This window comes from Amycolatopsis saalfeldensis (assembly GCF_900110575.1).
Taxonomy (GTDB): Bacteria; Actinomycetota; Actinomycetes; order Mycobacteriales; family Pseudonocardiaceae; genus Amycolatopsis; species Amycolatopsis saalfeldensis.
Map to the genome: position 1 here is coordinate 364,240 of NZ_FOEF01000002.1, position 15,317 is coordinate 379,556.

The window sequence follows — 15,317 nt, forward strand, 5'->3', positions numbered from 1 at the left end:
TCCGCCCGGCCGTGGCGGTAGACAGATCCCGGCTGGGTGAAACGTTTTGACAACGGCGGGAGACGTTCATGCGCCGGTCGGGATTTTCGGGTTCGGCCCGGGTCTGGTTCGGCGCGCTGGCCGTGGCGCTCGTCGCCGCGGCGGTGCCCGCCCTCGCGTCCGCGGAGCCGGAGACGGCCCACGGACGGCCGCTCGCACCGACGGCCCTGCGCGCCGGGGGACAGGCCGCCGACGCGCTCATCGACAGCCCGCGTCCGAAGTTCGCCTGGACCGTGAACGACTCAGGCCGGGCGGAAACCCAGACGGCGTACCAAATCCGGGTCGACAGCGCCCACAGCCACTGGGACTCCGGCCGGGTCGGCTCGGCCGATTCGATCGACGTCACCGGTCCGGCCTTGGCGAGTAACCAGACCTACGAGTGGTCCGTGCGGACGTGGAACCGGGAAGGCGCGGAGTCCCCGTGGTCGGCGCCCGCGCGGTTCGACACCGGTCTGCTGAACCCGGCCGACTGGTCCGCGTGGTGGCTTCAGGCCGACGACGGCGCGCTCGTCCGCGGCCGCTTCGACGTGGCCAAGCCGGTCGCCCGCGCGCGGCTGTACTTCGGCGCGCAGGGGATCGCCGAGCCGCACCTGAACGGCGCGCCGGTCGAACCGGACCGGGTGCTCGACTCCTCGGTCACCGACTACGCCTCCCGCGTGCTCTACCGCGACTTCGACGTGACGAGCCTGCTCAAGCCCGGCCCCAACGCGCTCGCGTTCATGACCGCGAAGGGCCAGTTCGCCGGGCGTCCGACCCTCGTGGCCCAGGTCGATGTCACCTACACCGACGGCTCCTCCGCGCAGTTCGGCACCGGTCCGGACTGGAAGACCCACGCCGGCCCGATCACCGCTGACGACTTCTACAACGGCGAGTCCTACGACGCCCGCCAGGAGATCCCGGGCTGGGACTCGGCCGGTTTCGACGCGGGCGCCTGGCCCGCCGCCCACGCCGTCGCCCCGGCTTCGCACCTTCAGAGTCTCGCGGTGGGCAAGCCGGTGACCGCCTCGGACACGACCACCTGCTGCGGCTGGTCCCCGGCGGCCGCGACAGACGGCATCGACGGTTCCTCCGACGCGTCGGAGGGCTACCACTCGGCCATCGAACCGGCCGCGGACGCCACCAAGTGGGTGCAGACCGACCTCGGCGCCTCGCAGCGGCTGGGCTCGGTGTCCCTGTTCCCCGCGCGTCCGACGAACGATCCGGCGGGTGACTTCGCCGGCGCGGGATTCCCGGTGCGCTACCGGGTTCAGGTCGGCGACGACCCCTCGTTCGCCACCTCGGTGACCGTCGCCGACCGGACCGGCGCGGACCAGGCCAACCCGGGCACCGCTCCGGTCACCCTGCCCGCGGACGTCACGGGCCGGTACGTGCGGGTCACCGCGACGAAGCTGCCGTGCATCGGCACCAGCTGCACCTTCCGGCTGGCCGAGATCGGCGTCTACGCGCCGCATCCGGCGGTGACCGACAGCGGCCTCACCCAGCTGCAAGCGGACCCGTCCCCGGCTACCCGCGTGGTCGCGGACTTCGCGCCGGTCAAGGAAACCCGGCCGGCCGCGGGGGTGCGCGTCTACGACTTCGGCCAGAACCGCACCGGCCAGGCGACGCTGAAGGCCGCCCAGCCCGCCGGGACGACCGCGGTGCTGAAGAAGGGCGAGATCCTCGACGCGGCCGGGCGGGTCTCGACCGCGAACATCAGCTTCAGCGCCACCGACACGCAGCGGCAGACTGACCGCTACACCTTCCGCGGCGGCGGCACCGAGACCTACCGGCCGCACTTCAACTACGCCGGGTTCCGTTACCTGGAGCTGACCGGAGTCCCGGACGACGCGGCGGTCACCGTGACCGCGCAGGAGATCCACACCGACGTGCCGGCGACCGGCGCGTTCAGCACCTCCGACCCGGGGCTCGACAAGATCCGGGCCGCCGTCGCGCAGACCCAGCTGAACAACCTCGAGACCATGCCGATGGACTGCCCGACCCGGGAAAAGCACGGCTGGCTCGGCGACGCGGGGGATTCGGACCAGGAGGCGCTGGCCGGCTTCGACCTCCAGTCGCTGTACGGCAAGTGGCTCGGCGACATCGTCACCAGCCGCAACGCCGACGGCAGCGTGCCTTCGGTCGCGCCCACCGGCGGCCGCACGGACTGGCGCACCGACCCGGCCTGGGGCACCGCGTACCCGCAGATCGTCTGGGACTCCTACACCCAGTACGGCGACACCGGCCTGCTCGCCACGCATTACGCGGACGTGCGAGCCTGGGTGGACTACCTCGGCACGATCAGCGACGGCGACCACATCGTGGTCAACGCGCCGACCTCGTGGGGCGACGACTGGCTGTCGACGGTCAGCACCCCGCACAGCTACTTCCAGACCGGCTTCTCCTACCTCGACACGACCCTGCTCGCGAAAATGGCCACGGCGCTGGGGAAAACCGCCGACGCCGCGCACTACACCGCGCTCGCCGGGCAGATCGCGGCCGGCTTCCTCAAGCGCTATTTCGCCCCGGACACCGGCGTCTTCGGCACCGGCACCCAGCTTTCGTACGCGCTGCCGCTGGTGTTCGGGCTCGTCCCGGCCGGCCGGGAGCAGGCCACCGCGGACCGGCTGGTCGCCGACCTCGCGGCGCACCGGAACCACGTCACCACCGGGTTCGTCGGCACCACACTGGTGTTCCAGGCCCTGGGCCGCTACCAGCGCAACGACGTCGCGCTCGCGATCGCCCAGCGCACCGACTACCCGAGCTTCGGCTACATGGTCGACCAGGGCCCGGGCACGATCTGGGAGAAGTGGGACAACTCCTCGGCGCCGGACGGGACCTCGTCGAAAGACCACATCGGACTCGGCGGCGCGATCGGGCAGTGGTTTTACCAGCAGCTGGGCGGAATCCAGCCGGGCGCGCCGGGCTACCGCGAGTTCACCCTCGCGCCCGCCGTGGCCGGCAACCTGACCCACGCCTCCGCGAAGCAGGAGACAGTCCGGGGCACGATCCTCAGCTCGTGGCAACGGGACGGCAGCACGCTGACCTACCACGCGACAGTCCCGGTCGGGGCGACGGCGACCATCCGGCTGCCGTTGCCGGGCGGCAAGCAGTCCTCGGTGCGAGAGGGCGGCCGCACGATCTACGGCCACGCGGCCCAGCCCGACCCCGGGCTCGCCGTCGGCGCGGCCGACGATGAGGCGCTGACCCTGACCGCGGGCTCGGGTGACTACACCTTCACCGTCACCCCGCCGCAGACCCCGTTCACCCAGCTCAGGCTGACCGCCGGCACCCCCGCCGCGATCACCTCGGGCGGCGGTGGCGATGTCCCTGTGGTCCTGGAGGGCCGCTCCACCGCCGCCGGTTCGGCGACGCTGGGCGCCCAGGCCCCGGCCGGCTGGACCGCGACGGCCACGCCGGACCGGATCCCGTTGTTCCCGGCCACTTCCACGGCCTCGGCCACGGTTCACGTCACCGTGCCGGCCGGCACGAAGAGCGGCCTGTACCCGGTGACGATCACGGCGAAGGCACCGGGCGGCGCGAACGGGACGGCCACGGTCACCATCCCGGTGTTCGGCAGCTGGGCGAGCGGCACCACGGCGTCGGCCTCGAGCGAGCACCCGCCCAACACCGTCGACGGTGCGACGCGGACGTATGTCGCGGCCAACGCCGTCGACCACGACCTGGCGACCTTCTGGAACGACGACACCGACAACGCGTACCCGGACACGCTCACCGTGACGGCCCCCGCCGCGACCGCGTTGACCGGCGTCGGCTTCGCGTCCCACCCCGACGGCGTGCCGACCGACTTCACCGTGTCGACGTGGGACGGCGCGCAGTGGGCCGAGCAGGCGCACGTGACCGGCAATGCCTCGGTGTACCGGTGGGTGCCGTTCGGCGCGCCGGTGACCACGAACCAGGTGCGGATCGTCGTTTCGGCCGCACAGAACAGTTACACGAGGATCGCGGAGGTGACGCCGTGACGCGGCGTGGAGCAGCTCTGATCGCGGCCGTGCTGATCGCCGGCACCGCCTTGCCCGCCACAATTCCCGCCACCGCCGAGGCCGCTTCGACGCCGGGCTGCCCCTGGGTGGGCTCGACGGCGCCGATCGGCACCCGGGTCGCGCAGGTCCTCGGGCAGATGACGCTCGACCAGAAGATCACGATGGTGCACGGGACGGCGACCGGCGGCTACACCGGCCGCGTCGCGGGCAACGACCGGCTCTGCGTGCCGTCGCTGAAGATGGAGGACGGCCCGCTCGGGGTGAACCTCGGCAACACCACTCAGCTGCCCGCCGCGTCTTCCGTCGCCGCCTCGTTCGACTCCTCGCTGGCCAAGACCTACGGGTCGGTGATCGGCGCCGAGGACAAGGCCAAGGGGGTCGACGTCGACCTCGGCCCGACCATCAACATCGTCCGCGACCCGCGCTGGGGCCGGGCGTTCGAGTCCTACAGCGAGGACCCGTACCTGGCCGGGCAGATGGGCGCCGCCGACATCGAGGGCGTGCAGTCCCAGGGCGTGATGGCGCAGGTGAAGCACTGGGCGGTCTACAACCAGGAGACCAGCCGCAACACCACCGCCGACAACGCGGTGATCGACGACCGCACCGTGCACGAGATCTACGCCAGCGCGTTCGGCACGGTGGTCGACCAGGCGAAGCCGTCCTCGGCGATGTGCTCCTACTCCTCGATCAACGGCACGTACGCGTGCGAGAACTCCTACCTCGACGCCATCCTCAAGCAGGACTTCGGCTTCGACGGCTTCATCACCTCGGACTGGGGCGGCACGCACAGCGCGGCCGGCTCGGCGAACGCCGGGATGGACATGGAGATGCCCGGCCAGGACTTCTTCGGCACCGCGTTGAAGACGGCCGTCCAAAATGGACAGGTACCGCAGTCCCGGCTGGACGACATGGTCGGCCGGATCCTGCGAGAGGAGTTCCGCTTCGGGCTGTTCGAGCACCCGTCACCCGACACCCCGGGCGCGCCCGCGTCGACCCCGGCGCACCTCGACGTGGCGAAGAAGGCCGCCGAAGACGGCACGGTCCTGCTGAAGAACGACGGCGGCCTGCTGCCACTGGACTCGGCGAAGGTGCACTCCATCGCGGTCATCGGCGACGGCGCGGGCAAGAACACGCTCAGCTCCGGCGGCGGCAGCGCGCACATCGCGGGCACCGGCACCGTCACGCCGTTCGACGGGATCAAGGCGCGCGCCGGATCCGGCGCCACGGTGGCCTACGCGCAGGGCAACCTCGGCCAGGGCAGCGCGCTCCCGGCGATCGAGAGCGACTACCTGACACCGCCGTCCGGCACCGGCCACGGCCTGCAGGGCGCCTACTACCCGAACACGGACTCGTCCGGCGCCCCCGCCGTCACCCGGACCGACCCGCAGGTCGACTTCACCTGGACCGGCACGACACCCGCGCCCGGCCTGCCCGCGACGAACTTCTCGGCCAAGTGGACCGGCGCGCTCACCCCGCCCACGACCGGCACGTACACCCTCGGGCTGACCAGCGACGACGGCAGCAGGCTGCTGGTCAACGGGCAGACGGTGATCGACAACTGGGGCGACCACGGCGCGGCCACGAAGACCGCGCAGCTCCCGCTCACCGCGGGTCAGCCGGTGCAGGTGGAGGTCGACTACTACCAGGGCGGCGGCGACTCGACCGTCACCCTCGGCTGGCTGCCCCCGGGCCAGGACCCGGTCGGGGAGGCGGCCGCGCTCGCCGCGAAGTCCGACGTCGCGGTCGTCTACGCCAACGACTACGAGTCCGAGGGCAGCGACCTCGCCGACATCAGCCTGCCGGCCGACCAGAACAAGCTGATCGACGCCGTCGCGGCGGCCAACCCGAACACCGTCGTCGTGCTCAACACCGGCTCCGCGGTGACCATGCCGTGGCTGGCGAAGGTCAAGGGCGTCTTCGAAGCGTGGTACCCCGGCCAGGAATCGGGTAACGCCATCGCTTCGCTGCTCTTCGGCGACACCACGCCGTCGGGCAAGCTCCCGGTCACCTTCCCGGCGTCGCTGGACCAGGTGCCCGCCTCGACGCCACAGCAGTGGCCCGGCGTCGACGGCAAGGTCCAGTACTCGGAAGGGCTCGACGTCGGCTACCGCTGGTACGACCAGCAGAAGCTCGCCCCGCTCTACCCGTTCGGCTATGGCTTGTCCTACACCAGCTTCCGGTTCTCCAACCTGAAGGTCGACGGCCCCACACTGGGCGAGAACGGGCGGATCCAGGTCAGCGCCGACGTCACCAACACCGGCGCGCGGGCGGGCTCGGAGGTGGCGCAGCTCTACCTGGGCGACCCCGCGGCCACCGGCGAGCCGGGCAGCCAGCTCAAGGGCTTCCAGAAGGTCGATCTCCAGCCGCAGCAGACGAAACGGGTGCAGTTCGCCGTCACCGCGCAGGACGCGTCGTACTGGAGCAGTGACGCGCACGCGTGGGCACTCGGCGCCGGCCAGTACACCGTCCGCGTCGGCGACTCCTCGCGGAACCTGCCGCTTTCGGGTGGCTTCCGCGTCGACCGGACGTCCGGGCCGCGGTTCACCAAGGTGACCGCGCCGGCGATCGCGACCGGCGGCAAGACGTTCGCGGTGACCACCACCTTCACCAATGGCGCCACCGAGCCGGTGCGCGACGCCGTGACCAGCCTTTCGGTGCCGAAGGGCTGGACCGCGACGCCGCGCACCCGGCGCTCTCGCGGACCGTCCGATCAGGACAGACGGTGGCCACGACCTGGTCGGTGACCGCCGCGCCCGCCGCGGCGCCCGGCCCGGCGAACCTCGCGGGCACCACGCGGTACGCGGGCGGTTCGACCGGTGCCGGGACGGCGACCGTGCAGGTGTCCTACCCGAGCCTGGCCGCCGCGTACACCGACGTCGGCGTGACCGACGACGCGAACCCGGCCCCGGGCAACCTCGACGGCGCCGGCTTCAGCTTCTCCGCGCAGGCACTCGCTTCCGTCGGCGTGAGCCCGGGTGGCCAGGTGCACTCCGGCCCGGCGACGTTCACCTGGCCGGCCGTCCCGGCGGGCCAGGCCGACACCGTGACGGCCGCCGGCCAGAGCATCGCCCTGCCCGGCTCGGGCTCGGCGCTGTCCTTCCTCGCCGCCGGCACCAACGGCACCCAGAGCGGCCCGGTGACCGTGACCTACACCGACGGCACCACGTCCACCTCGACGCTCACCGTCGCGGACTGGTACGCCAACCAGGCCGTCGACGGCTGCGTGCTGGTGGCCACCGCGCCGTACTGGAACCGGCCGGCGGGGAGCACCTACCCACACGATCAGAAGGTGAGCCTGTACGCGGCGTCGGTGCCGCTCACGGCGGGGAAGCAGGCCGCCTTCGTGACCCTGCCGGTGGCCAAGCAGCTGCACGTGTTCGCGACGGCGTTCAGCGGGGCCTGAGCGCCAGCCGCTGTCCACTTCGTCCTCTTGCTGACCGCTTGGGGGCATCCGCGACCAATGGCCGTGGCAGCCGTGGGGTGGGAGAGTTTTAATCCGGTGGTACACCCCGAAAATCCCGCACCCGCGGGAGCCGCCGGAAGGAACAGAATGGCTGCTCAGCTCGGCAAGAACTCTCGTGCGCGCCGGACCCTCGCGCTGACTGTGGGGGCTGCTGCCGCCCTGTCGCTGTGCGCCGCCGGAGCGCCGGCGACCGCCGCGCCGGTGGCCAAGCACCACCAGTTCAGCTCGGCGGCGTCGCTGCTGGGCGGGGCGAAGTCGCCGCAGGAGCGGGCGGCGCTGACCGACCGCGCGCTCGCCGCGGCCGGCAACAGCCTCCAGACCTCCTACGACACGAAACCGTTGTACGACCAGGGAATCGACGGCACCGGCACCACGCTGGCGACGGTCGTCTCGTACGGGGACAAGGACATCCAGTCCTACATAGACAGTTACTCGAAGTCGCACGGCCTGCCCGCCGCCGACGTCCAGATCGTCGAGCCCGCGGGCAAGGTCCCGGCGTGCGGCGACCCCGGCACGCCCGCCGACTGCTCCAGCTGGGGCGGCGAGACCGACCTCGACGTCGCCATGTTCCACACGCTGGCGCCGAAGGCGAAGATCCTGGTCGTCGCCACGCCGACCTCGGAGACCCAGGGCATCGACGGGTTCCCGGACATGATGACGGCCATCGACTACCTGGCCGACCACCATTCCGCGAACGTGATCTCGATGAGCCTCGGCACGCCGGAGGACGACTTCGACAGCTCCGCGCAGCTGCACGGCCTCGACGCGCACTTCAAGAAGGCGACCGACGCGGGCATCACGGTCACCGCCTCCACCGGCGACGACGGCTCGACCGGCACGAAGAAGGACAACACGCCGTGGGGCAAGAAGGTCGTGAGCTTCCCGGCCGCGAACTCCTACGTGACCGCGGTCGGCGGCACCGTGCTGCACACGGACTCCACCGGCACCCGGACCTCGCCCGACACGGTGTGGCCGCTCTCGGGCGGCGGCGTGTCGCACGAGTACCCCGCGCCGGACTGGCAGGCCGACGTGGACCAGACCACCAAGGCCACCGGGCGTTCGCTGCCGGACATCTCGCTGCTCGGCACGTCGGGCACCTCGCAGTCCTCGCCGCTGTTCGCCGCGGTGGTCGCGCTCGCCTCGCAGAAGGCGGGCAAGGGACTGGGCTTCATCAACCCGGCGCTGTACAAGATCGGTGCCGGCGCGGAGACCAACGGCCTGGTCGACGTGACCTCGGGCAGCAACGCCACGGACGGCGTGGACGGCTACGAGGCGGGCAAGGGCTTCGACATCGTGTCCGGCTGGGGCACCCTCGACGCGGCCAAGTTCGTCCCGGCGCTGGTGCAGCAGATCGGCTGAGCCACCAGGATTTCCGCGGGGCCGCCGGACCGGGCACGACCTGGTCCGGCGGCCCCGTTCCCGTCCGGATGACCACGAACGGGTGACGGCGAGCAAGCGGGGACGCTACGGCGCGGGCACCATGATCACCGGACCTGCCAGTGCCGAGATCGGAGCCGGAATGCGCGAACTGCCGGGAAACGAGCGGAGCCGACGATGGCGGGCCGGGCTGCTGCTCGCGGCCGTCGCCGCGCTGCCGTGGGGGCTGATCACCGCGGGTCCCGCGGCCGCCGCCGACTATTCGCGGGCCGCCGGGAACTACGCGGGCTCGCAGATCGAGGCGCACGAGGGCGTGCACGGCCGCCCGGACACCGCCCGCGCGGACGTGAGCGGCGACCAGACCCTGGGCCACGACGTCAGCGGGCACCAGGGCCCGGTCGACTGGCCGGCGGCCAGCGGCTCGGGCGCGCGGTTCGCCTACGTGAAGGCCACCGAGGGCACCGGGTTCGTCAACCCGCAGTTCGGCGCGCAGTACAACGGCGCGCACGGCGCCGGGATCATCCGCGGCGCCTACCACTTCGCCCGCCCGGACGTCTCCACCGGTGCGCAGCAGGCCGAGTACTTCATCGCGAACGGCGGCGGCTGGAACGGCGACGGCAAGACACTGCCGGGCGCGGTCGACCTCGAGTACAACCCGTACGGCGACGCTTGTTACGGCAAGAGCCCGGCGGACATGACGAACTGGATCGCCGACTTCACCAGCACCTACCTGGCGAAGGAGAAGCGCAGCGCGCTGATCTACACCAGCACCGCGTGGTGGAAGCTCTGCACCGGCAACACGGGCCGCTTCGGCAACACCGACCCGCTGTGGCTCGCCCGTTACGCGCCGCAGGTGGGGGAACTGCCCGCGGGCTGGGACAAGCAGAGCATCTGGCAGTTCTCGCGGTCGGGCAGCCTGCCCGGCGACCAGAACTACTACAACGGGCCGATGGGCCGGGTCGAGGCCCTGGCCGCGGGCCCGTCCGCCGCCGCGGCCTGACGAGACGTCCGACCGGCCGATTGACTCGGGCGCTGGGCTGGCTAAATTCACTTCATGCCGCGTAGCACCCGCTGGATCGTTGTGGTGGTCCTGCTTGTCCAGTTGGTGTGGTCTGCGCCCTTGTCGCTGGTGTTCGGCCGCGCGTACCTGATCACGCCGGAGCCGGTCCTGCTGGTGCTGACGGCCGGCTTCGGCTTGGTCGCGGTGGGGATCGTGGCCACGACGGCCGCGTTGCTGGTCCGCTGGCGGGTGGCGGCCCGGACCCGCCGGAGGCTGCTGGACACCGGTTCACGCGTGCCCGCGTTGCTGGTCGACGTGTCCTACACCGGGACCAGGGTGAACGGGCACGCGGTGCGGAAGCTGACCTTCGAGTCGCGGTCGGCCGGCACGCCGATCCGCGCGGTCGAGCGGACCACGGCGGCGCTGCCCGCGGGCACCCCCGCCACGATCGCCTACGACCTGGCCGACCCGGCGAAGGCCGTGGTGGCCGACGACCTGACCGCGCTCGCCGCCGACCTGGCGCGGCGCGCGGACCGGAAGCGGCAGGCCTGGATCGACGAGATGTTCCGGCGGCAGGGGAAAACCGCGTCGAGCGGGCCAGCGGTGTTCACCACGAGCACGGTGTCCGGGTCCGACGGCGTCCCGAGCGACCTCGCGTCGCACATCCACGAAGCGAGCGCCCACGGCCTGGACACCGCGCTGGACCAGCTGCGCGCGATGGTCCGCGACGGCCGCCTCACCCAGCAGCAGTTCGACGAAGCCGAGCGGCAGTTCTCCGGGCTGTTCGGCCGGTCGGGCCACTGACCCGGGCACAGGTCAGACGGTCGCGGTGAGGAACTGCGTCTGGATCTGAACCGGCTGTCCGGCCACGGGCAGCGCGAAGTGGTCGACCGCCGTCACCTCGTCGGGGCCTTGGACCGTCCAGCCGGTCTTGGCGAACAGCGCCAGCCAGCCGTCGCGGTCCAGGACCGTGTGAAGCGGTCCGCAGCCACCGAACATCTCCTGGTCCACCACGGCGACAACCCGATCGGAATCGAGGCCGGCGGGGTGCACTTCGGCGGTGAGGGCCAGCGTGCTGCCTTCCGCGGCACGGCCGGAGAGCCCCGCCATGAGTGCGAGGACGTCACCTGGTTCGAGGAACAGGGCGAGGTGTTCGGCGATGAAGAGGGTCGGGCGGGCGGCGTCGTGGCCTGCGCGGGCGAGGGCTTCGCCGACCTCGTCGGTCCGGAAGTCCAGCCCGACGGGGATGGCGTGGCTGGTGTCGGTGCCCGTCGCTTCGAGCCGGCCGACCTTGTCCGCGATGACGGCGGGCCGGTCGAGGTCGAAGAACGTCGCGCCGGAGTGCCGGAACCGCAGCGCGCGGTCGTCGTAACCGGCCCCGAGGTTGACGACCTGCGGGACTCCCGCCGCGATGGCAGCCAGGACGAGCTGGTCGAAGTACGGCGCGCGGGGCGCCAGCAGGTCGAGGGACAGGGAGATGTCGCTGGGCTCGCCGGCCGGGTCCAGCGCTCGCAGTCCCCGGACGAGCGCGCGGCCGGCGTCGGGGTCGCCTTCGGCGGTGTGCGGCCGCTCGAACTCGACGCGGCCGAGGGCGCAGACCTCGCGGATCATCGTCAGCAGCGGGTTTTCCCGTGTGGTCATCAGGATTCCTTCGGGGGATTCTGGTCGCCGGGGTCCGGCAGACCGGCGGTGATCTTGCCAAGCAGCTTCCGGAAAGCCGCCCGCTCCGGCTTCGTGAGCGGGGCGAGGATCGATTCGTCCACCGCGGCCATCGCCTCGTCGCGCCCGGCGATGAGCTCGACCCCGGCGTCGGTCGCGAAGACGCGCTTGCTGCGTTCGTCGCCGTCCTCGTAACGGCGTTCGACGAGGTTCCGGGCCTGGAGGCCCCGCAGGACACCGGAGACGTTGGCCGCGCTCGTCCGGGTCGCCTGGGCGATGTCGCGCTGGATGGCGCCGGGGTGCTCCGCGAGGTAGCTCAGGACGAACGCCTGCTGCAGGCTGAGGCCCCGGGTGCGAATCCACTCCTGGCCCGCCTGCACCTGGGCCCAGTGGATGATCCTCAGCCGGTCGAGGGGTCCTTCCGCGTGCTCCATGTTGAGGACATTAACTGTTAACTACTTAACGGTCAACGCCTTGAACGCTAGGCCGGTGGCAGTTCCAGGCCGACCGACGCCAGGATCCGGCCGACGAGCTCGCGGGCCTCGTCGCGCCGGTACTCCGTGGTTTCCGGGCCGCCGAGCAGCTTGGCCGCCAGCTCGTCGACCGGCCAGGTGAGCAGGGTGCCGTGGCGGGCGAGCAGCAGGCCCGTGCGGCGGATGTCGTACCGGCCGCCGGTGTCGAGCCACGCGTAGAGCAGGACCTGCCACAGCCAGCGCCCGACGCGGGCGGGATCGCGGACGGCGGCGACCGTCTTGACGTCCACCAGGGTCGCGCCGCGCTCGTCGACGCCGGTTTCCGGGTCGATGGCGCCGAGCAGGATGTCGCCGTCGGCCCAGCCGGGCACGATGGTCGGGCCGGCGATGCCGAGCTGACGGCCCTCGGGCGGGTTTCCGGCGAGTGCGCGCATCTCCCACAGCGCGCCGCGTTCGTGCAGCCGCTGGGCGAGCCGCACCAGCTCGGCCACCTGGTCCTCGCCGGCCAGCCCCCGCAGGAGGTCGACGGTCGGGGCACCGCCGTCGACGGCGCGGGCGAGGCGGGGGTCGATGCCGCCGGAGCGGTAGATGTCCTCACACGCCGAGAGCACCCAGTTCGTGCGCGCCAGCCCGGCTTCGGCGCCCGGCTGGGCGAGGGTGCCGGGCGGCGCGTGCTCGGCGAGGTAGCCGCGCGAGCGTTCGAGCAGCTCGCCCCAGACCGCTTCCGTGCCGGGCACCGCTTCGGCGGCAGGGAACGGGTCGCCGAGGTCGAGCCACGTGGTCGCCGCGGGCCGGACGAACAGCGCCCGCGCGCGGTACTCCTCGGGCAGATCGCGGTGGGTCGGGTAGGCGGCGGCCTGCCGGTGCGCCCATTCACCGGTCGCCCACTGCGCGCCGACCAGGCCCAGGAGCGCGTAGTACGGCGGCGCGGGCTGCACGAGGTCGGCCACCCGCTGCCCGAACGCCCCGCCGATCTCCGCCCAATGCCGTCGCGGGACGTCGCGCCCGGCGGGCCGCACCGGCTTGACGTCCCCCACCGCCCGCGCGACCTCCGCCGCGACGGCCGGGGTGCCGGTGAAGACGCGCGCGCACCAGGAGGTGAGCACGCTTGCGGGATCGGCCAGTTCCGAAGTCAGCGACACGACGCGCAGTAGACCACGCGGCCCCGGCCGCGGGCGTGCCATGGTGGCCCAGACCGTTTTTTACTATTACTTGAGCCGTTCGGGAAACACTTTCCGGGGAGTCTATCGCGTCACAATCAGGGTGATTCCGGTGCGTTTTTCATCGTTTCACCGCGAGCTAACGGTCTTGGGTCCCCTTCGCGGGTGACCCCCATATGAGCAATCACTTTGTGCGAGTTCGGGGTAACGTTCGATCATCACCACAAGGCAGGGAAGGGGAGTTGAAATGAATGTTCGCAGTGTGCCGGCATTTCGGCGGTTCCTCCGCGGCGCCGTCGACATCGTGGGTGTGGTTGTGGCCGTCTGCGCCGTCGCGTGGGTGATGCTCTGGGCGGCATTCGCGTTCTGACCGATTCCGGCCGAGGGGGATGATCACGTGGACCTGCTCGTGAAAAGCGTCCTGCACCGCCTGCCGGAGGGCGCGGACGCCGTTCTCCGGGCGCAGGACGACGAAATGTTGTTCGCAAGCGCCGCGACGGGCGACCTGGACTCGTTCGAAGTCCTGGTCACCCGCTACAGCTCGGCGGTCCTGTGGATCGTGCGCTCGCGCATCGGCGACGGGGCACTGGCCGACGACGTGGTGATCGCCGTGTTCTGCCAGGTGTGGCACGCGGCCCAGCGGGGCGTCGCCGGGCAGGGGTTCGTCCGGGTCCTGAGCAAGGCCGTCGGCGCTTGCCTGACCGGTCTCGACCGGCTCCGCTGCGGTCCCCGTCCCGCATAGGTCACGGACGAGAGCGTTCAGCTGTTATGAGAGTTGACTTGCACGAATCGGAGAAAAGGCCGTAGTCTCCGCATGCAAGTTGACTCTCATGAAGGAGCGGACGTGACGAGCATCGCGATCGTCGGGCCGGAAGCCGGTGAGATCACCCTGAACGGGCCGATCCGGCTGAGGATCCTGGAGGACGGCAGCACCACCGGCCACCGTCTGGGGGTGGGGGAGCTCGTCGTGGCTCCGCACGTGACCGGCCCGCCGCAGCATCGGCACGCCGCGCACGACGAGGGGTTCTACGTCGTACGGGGGACGGTCCGGTTCACCGTGGGGGAAGACTCTTACGACGCCGAGGCCGGCAGCCTGGTCATGGTGCCGCCGGGGGCGCCGCACACCTTCGCCAACCCGGGTGACGAGCCGGCGGTCATCCTGAACACCTTCACCCCGGACCTGTACGTCCAGTACTTCCGGGACCTGCGGGACTTCGCGGCCGAGGCGGGGCGGCCGGCGAACGGCGCGGAGATCGCCGAGATCATGGGGAACTACCAGACCGAGGCCGCGACCACCTACGCCGGCGACGATCCCGCGACGCCCGTCGAAATCGAAGACTGTCACCTCGACGACGACCTGGTGATCCGGGTCGAGAGCCGCGGCAGCGGACGGCCGGTGCTGCTGGTCCACGGCGGCGCGGGCCCGGCCTCGGTCGCCGGTCTGGCCGCCGCGCTCGCCGCGCGCGGGGTCCGGGTGCTCACGCCGGTCCTCCCGGGGTTCGACGGGACCCCCGGCTCCGGGCAGGTGCGCGACGTCGCGGACCTCGCCCGGGCGTTCCGCCGGCTGATCGAGGCACTCGACCTGCGTGACGTGCTCGTCGCCGGCAACTCGGTGGGCGGCTGGATCGCGGCCCGGATGGGGGTCGATGAGCAGGAAGCCCGCGACACCGCGCCCGAAGGCGTTCGCCGGGTCGGTGGGCTCGTGCTGCTGAACGCGGTCGGGATCGCCGTCGACGGGCACCCGATCACCGATCTTTCCGCGGAGCCGCCGAGCCGCCTGGCGGATCTCGTGTTCCACGACCCCGACCCGTTCCGGCTCGACCCGGCCACTATGCCGCCGGGGCAGCTCGCCGCGATGAAGGACAACGCGGCGGCGTTGGATCGCTACGCCGGCAACCCGTACATGCACGACCCGCGGCTGCGGGCGCGGCTCGAATCCGTGCGGCTGCCGGTGCGGGTGGCCTGGGGCGAGAGCGACGGGATCGTTGATGTCGCGTACGGCCGTGCGTACGCGGCGTCGTTCGCGGGGGAGCACGACGAGGGCGCGAAGTTCGCCGTCATCCGGGAGGCGGGGCACCAGCCTCAGCTCGAGCAGCCGGAGCGCACCGCTGACGTGGTGCTCGGCGTCGACATCACGCATTGAGGCGGGAGCGTGTCCACTCCCTT

At 71.8% G+C, this 15,317-nt stretch carries 12 protein-coding genes; 9 read left to right on the plus strand and 3 right to left on the minus strand.

What is annotated here, in order from left to right:
- The first annotated feature begins 68 nt into the window (after positions 1-68).
- From BMY97_RS05805 to BMY97_RS05830, 6 genes are all read left to right on the plus strand, one after another.
- Positions 69-3,998, plus strand: a complete 3,930-nt coding sequence (locus BMY97_RS05805) for a family 78 glycoside hydrolase catalytic domain (RefSeq protein WP_091613588.1) — start codon at positions 69-71, stop codon at positions 3,996-3,998.
- Positions 3,995-6,763, plus strand: a complete 2,769-nt coding sequence (locus BMY97_RS05810) for a glycoside hydrolase family 3 C-terminal domain-containing protein (protein ID WP_143086128.1) — start codon at positions 3,995-3,997, stop codon at positions 6,761-6,763. The genes BMY97_RS05805 and BMY97_RS05810 overlap by 4 nt, the downstream gene beginning before the upstream one ends.
- Positions 6,742-7,422 carry a hypothetical protein gene (locus BMY97_RS05815; RefSeq protein ID WP_091613593.1) on the plus strand — a complete coding sequence of 227 codons (681 nt, stop codon included), beginning with the start codon at positions 6,742-6,744 and terminating at the stop codon, positions 7,420-7,422. Before BMY97_RS05810 ends, BMY97_RS05815 begins: the two co-directional genes overlap by 22 nt.
- 147 nt (positions 7,423-7,569) lie before the next feature.
- Complete coding sequence (locus tag BMY97_RS05820; RefSeq protein WP_091613596.1) at positions 7,570-8,841, plus strand: S53 family peptidase; 1,272 nt, start codon at positions 7,570-7,572, stop codon at positions 8,839-8,841.
- 160 nt (positions 8,842-9,001) lie between these two features.
- Complete coding sequence (locus BMY97_RS05825; RefSeq protein ID WP_091614572.1) at positions 9,002-9,859, plus strand: lysozyme; 858 nt, start codon at positions 9,002-9,004, stop codon at positions 9,857-9,859.
- 54 nt (positions 9,860-9,913) lie between these two features.
- The gene (locus tag BMY97_RS05830) at positions 9,914-10,663 is read left to right on the plus strand and encodes a DUF3592 domain-containing protein (RefSeq protein ID WP_143086129.1); all 750 of its coding nucleotides are present in this window, start codon (positions 9,914-9,916) and stop codon (positions 10,661-10,663) included.
- A gap of 12 nt (positions 10,664-10,675) precedes the next feature.
- Here BMY97_RS05830 and BMY97_RS05835 read toward each other — a convergent pair whose 3' ends face one another.
- Genes BMY97_RS05835 through BMY97_RS05845 form a run of 3 tightly spaced genes read right to left on the minus strand, consistent with a single transcriptional unit; the run spans position 10,676 to position 13,133 of the window.
- Entirely contained in the window at positions 10,676-11,500 is an 825-nt protein-coding gene (locus BMY97_RS05835) for a class I SAM-dependent methyltransferase (RefSeq protein WP_091613601.1), read from the minus strand.
- The gene (locus BMY97_RS05840; protein WP_091613603.1) at positions 11,500-11,952 is read right to left on the minus strand and encodes a MarR family winged helix-turn-helix transcriptional regulator; all 453 of its coding nucleotides are present in this window, start codon (positions 11,950-11,952) and stop codon (positions 11,500-11,502) included. The genes BMY97_RS05835 and BMY97_RS05840 overlap by 1 nt, the downstream gene beginning before the upstream one ends.
- A gap of 47 nt (positions 11,953-11,999) precedes the next feature.
- Positions 12,000-13,133: a hypothetical protein gene (locus BMY97_RS05845; RefSeq protein ID WP_091613606.1), complete on the minus strand. Its 1,134-nt coding sequence runs from the start codon at positions 13,131-13,133 to the stop codon at positions 12,000-12,002.
- Between the two features lie 265 nt (positions 13,134-13,398).
- Here BMY97_RS05845 and BMY97_RS49040 point away from each other — a divergent pair, with 265 nt between their 5' ends.
- The 3 genes from BMY97_RS49040 to BMY97_RS05855 all read left to right on the plus strand — a co-directional run bounded on the left by BMY97_RS49040 (position 13,399) and on the right by BMY97_RS05855 (position 15,294).
- Entirely contained in the window at positions 13,399-13,521 is a 123-nt protein-coding gene (locus BMY97_RS49040) for a hypothetical protein (protein WP_281246879.1), read from the plus strand.
- Between the two features lie 27 nt (positions 13,522-13,548).
- The gene (locus BMY97_RS05850; protein WP_091613609.1) at positions 13,549-13,893 is read left to right on the plus strand and encodes an RNA polymerase sigma factor; all 345 of its coding nucleotides are present in this window, start codon (positions 13,549-13,551) and stop codon (positions 13,891-13,893) included.
- A 102-nt stretch (positions 13,894-13,995) separates the two neighbouring features.
- Complete coding sequence (locus tag BMY97_RS05855) at positions 13,996-15,294, plus strand: alpha/beta fold hydrolase (protein WP_091613612.1); 1,299 nt, start codon at positions 13,996-13,998, stop codon at positions 15,292-15,294.
- Positions 15,295-15,317: the final 23 nt, after the last annotated feature.

Bases quoted from the DNA above. Each gene is read 5' to 3' on its own strand.
- BMY97_RS05805 (WP_091613588.1), top strand. From the start codon at position 69: ATGCGCCGGTCGGGATTTTCGGGTTCGGCCCGGGTCTGGTTCGGCGCG.
- BMY97_RS05820 (WP_091613596.1), top strand. From the start codon at position 7,570: ATGGCTGCTCAGCTCGGCAAGAACTCTCGTGCGCGCCGGACCCTCGCG.
- BMY97_RS05825 (WP_091614572.1), top strand. From the start codon at position 9,002: ATGCGCGAACTGCCGGGAAACGAGCGGAGCCGACGATGGCGGGCCGGG.
- BMY97_RS05830 (WP_143086129.1), top strand. From the start codon at position 9,914: ATGCCGCGTAGCACCCGCTGGATCGTTGTGGTGGTCCTGCTTGTCCAG.
- BMY97_RS05835 (WP_091613601.1), bottom strand. From the start codon at position 11,500: ATGACCACACGGGAAAACCCGCTGCTGACGATGATCCGCGAGGTCTGC.
- BMY97_RS05840 (WP_091613603.1), bottom strand. From the start codon at position 11,952: ATGGAGCACGCGGAAGGACCCCTCGACCGGCTGAGGATCATCCACTGG.
- BMY97_RS49040 (WP_281246879.1), top strand. From the start codon at position 13,399: ATGAATGTTCGCAGTGTGCCGGCATTTCGGCGGTTCCTCCGCGGCGCC.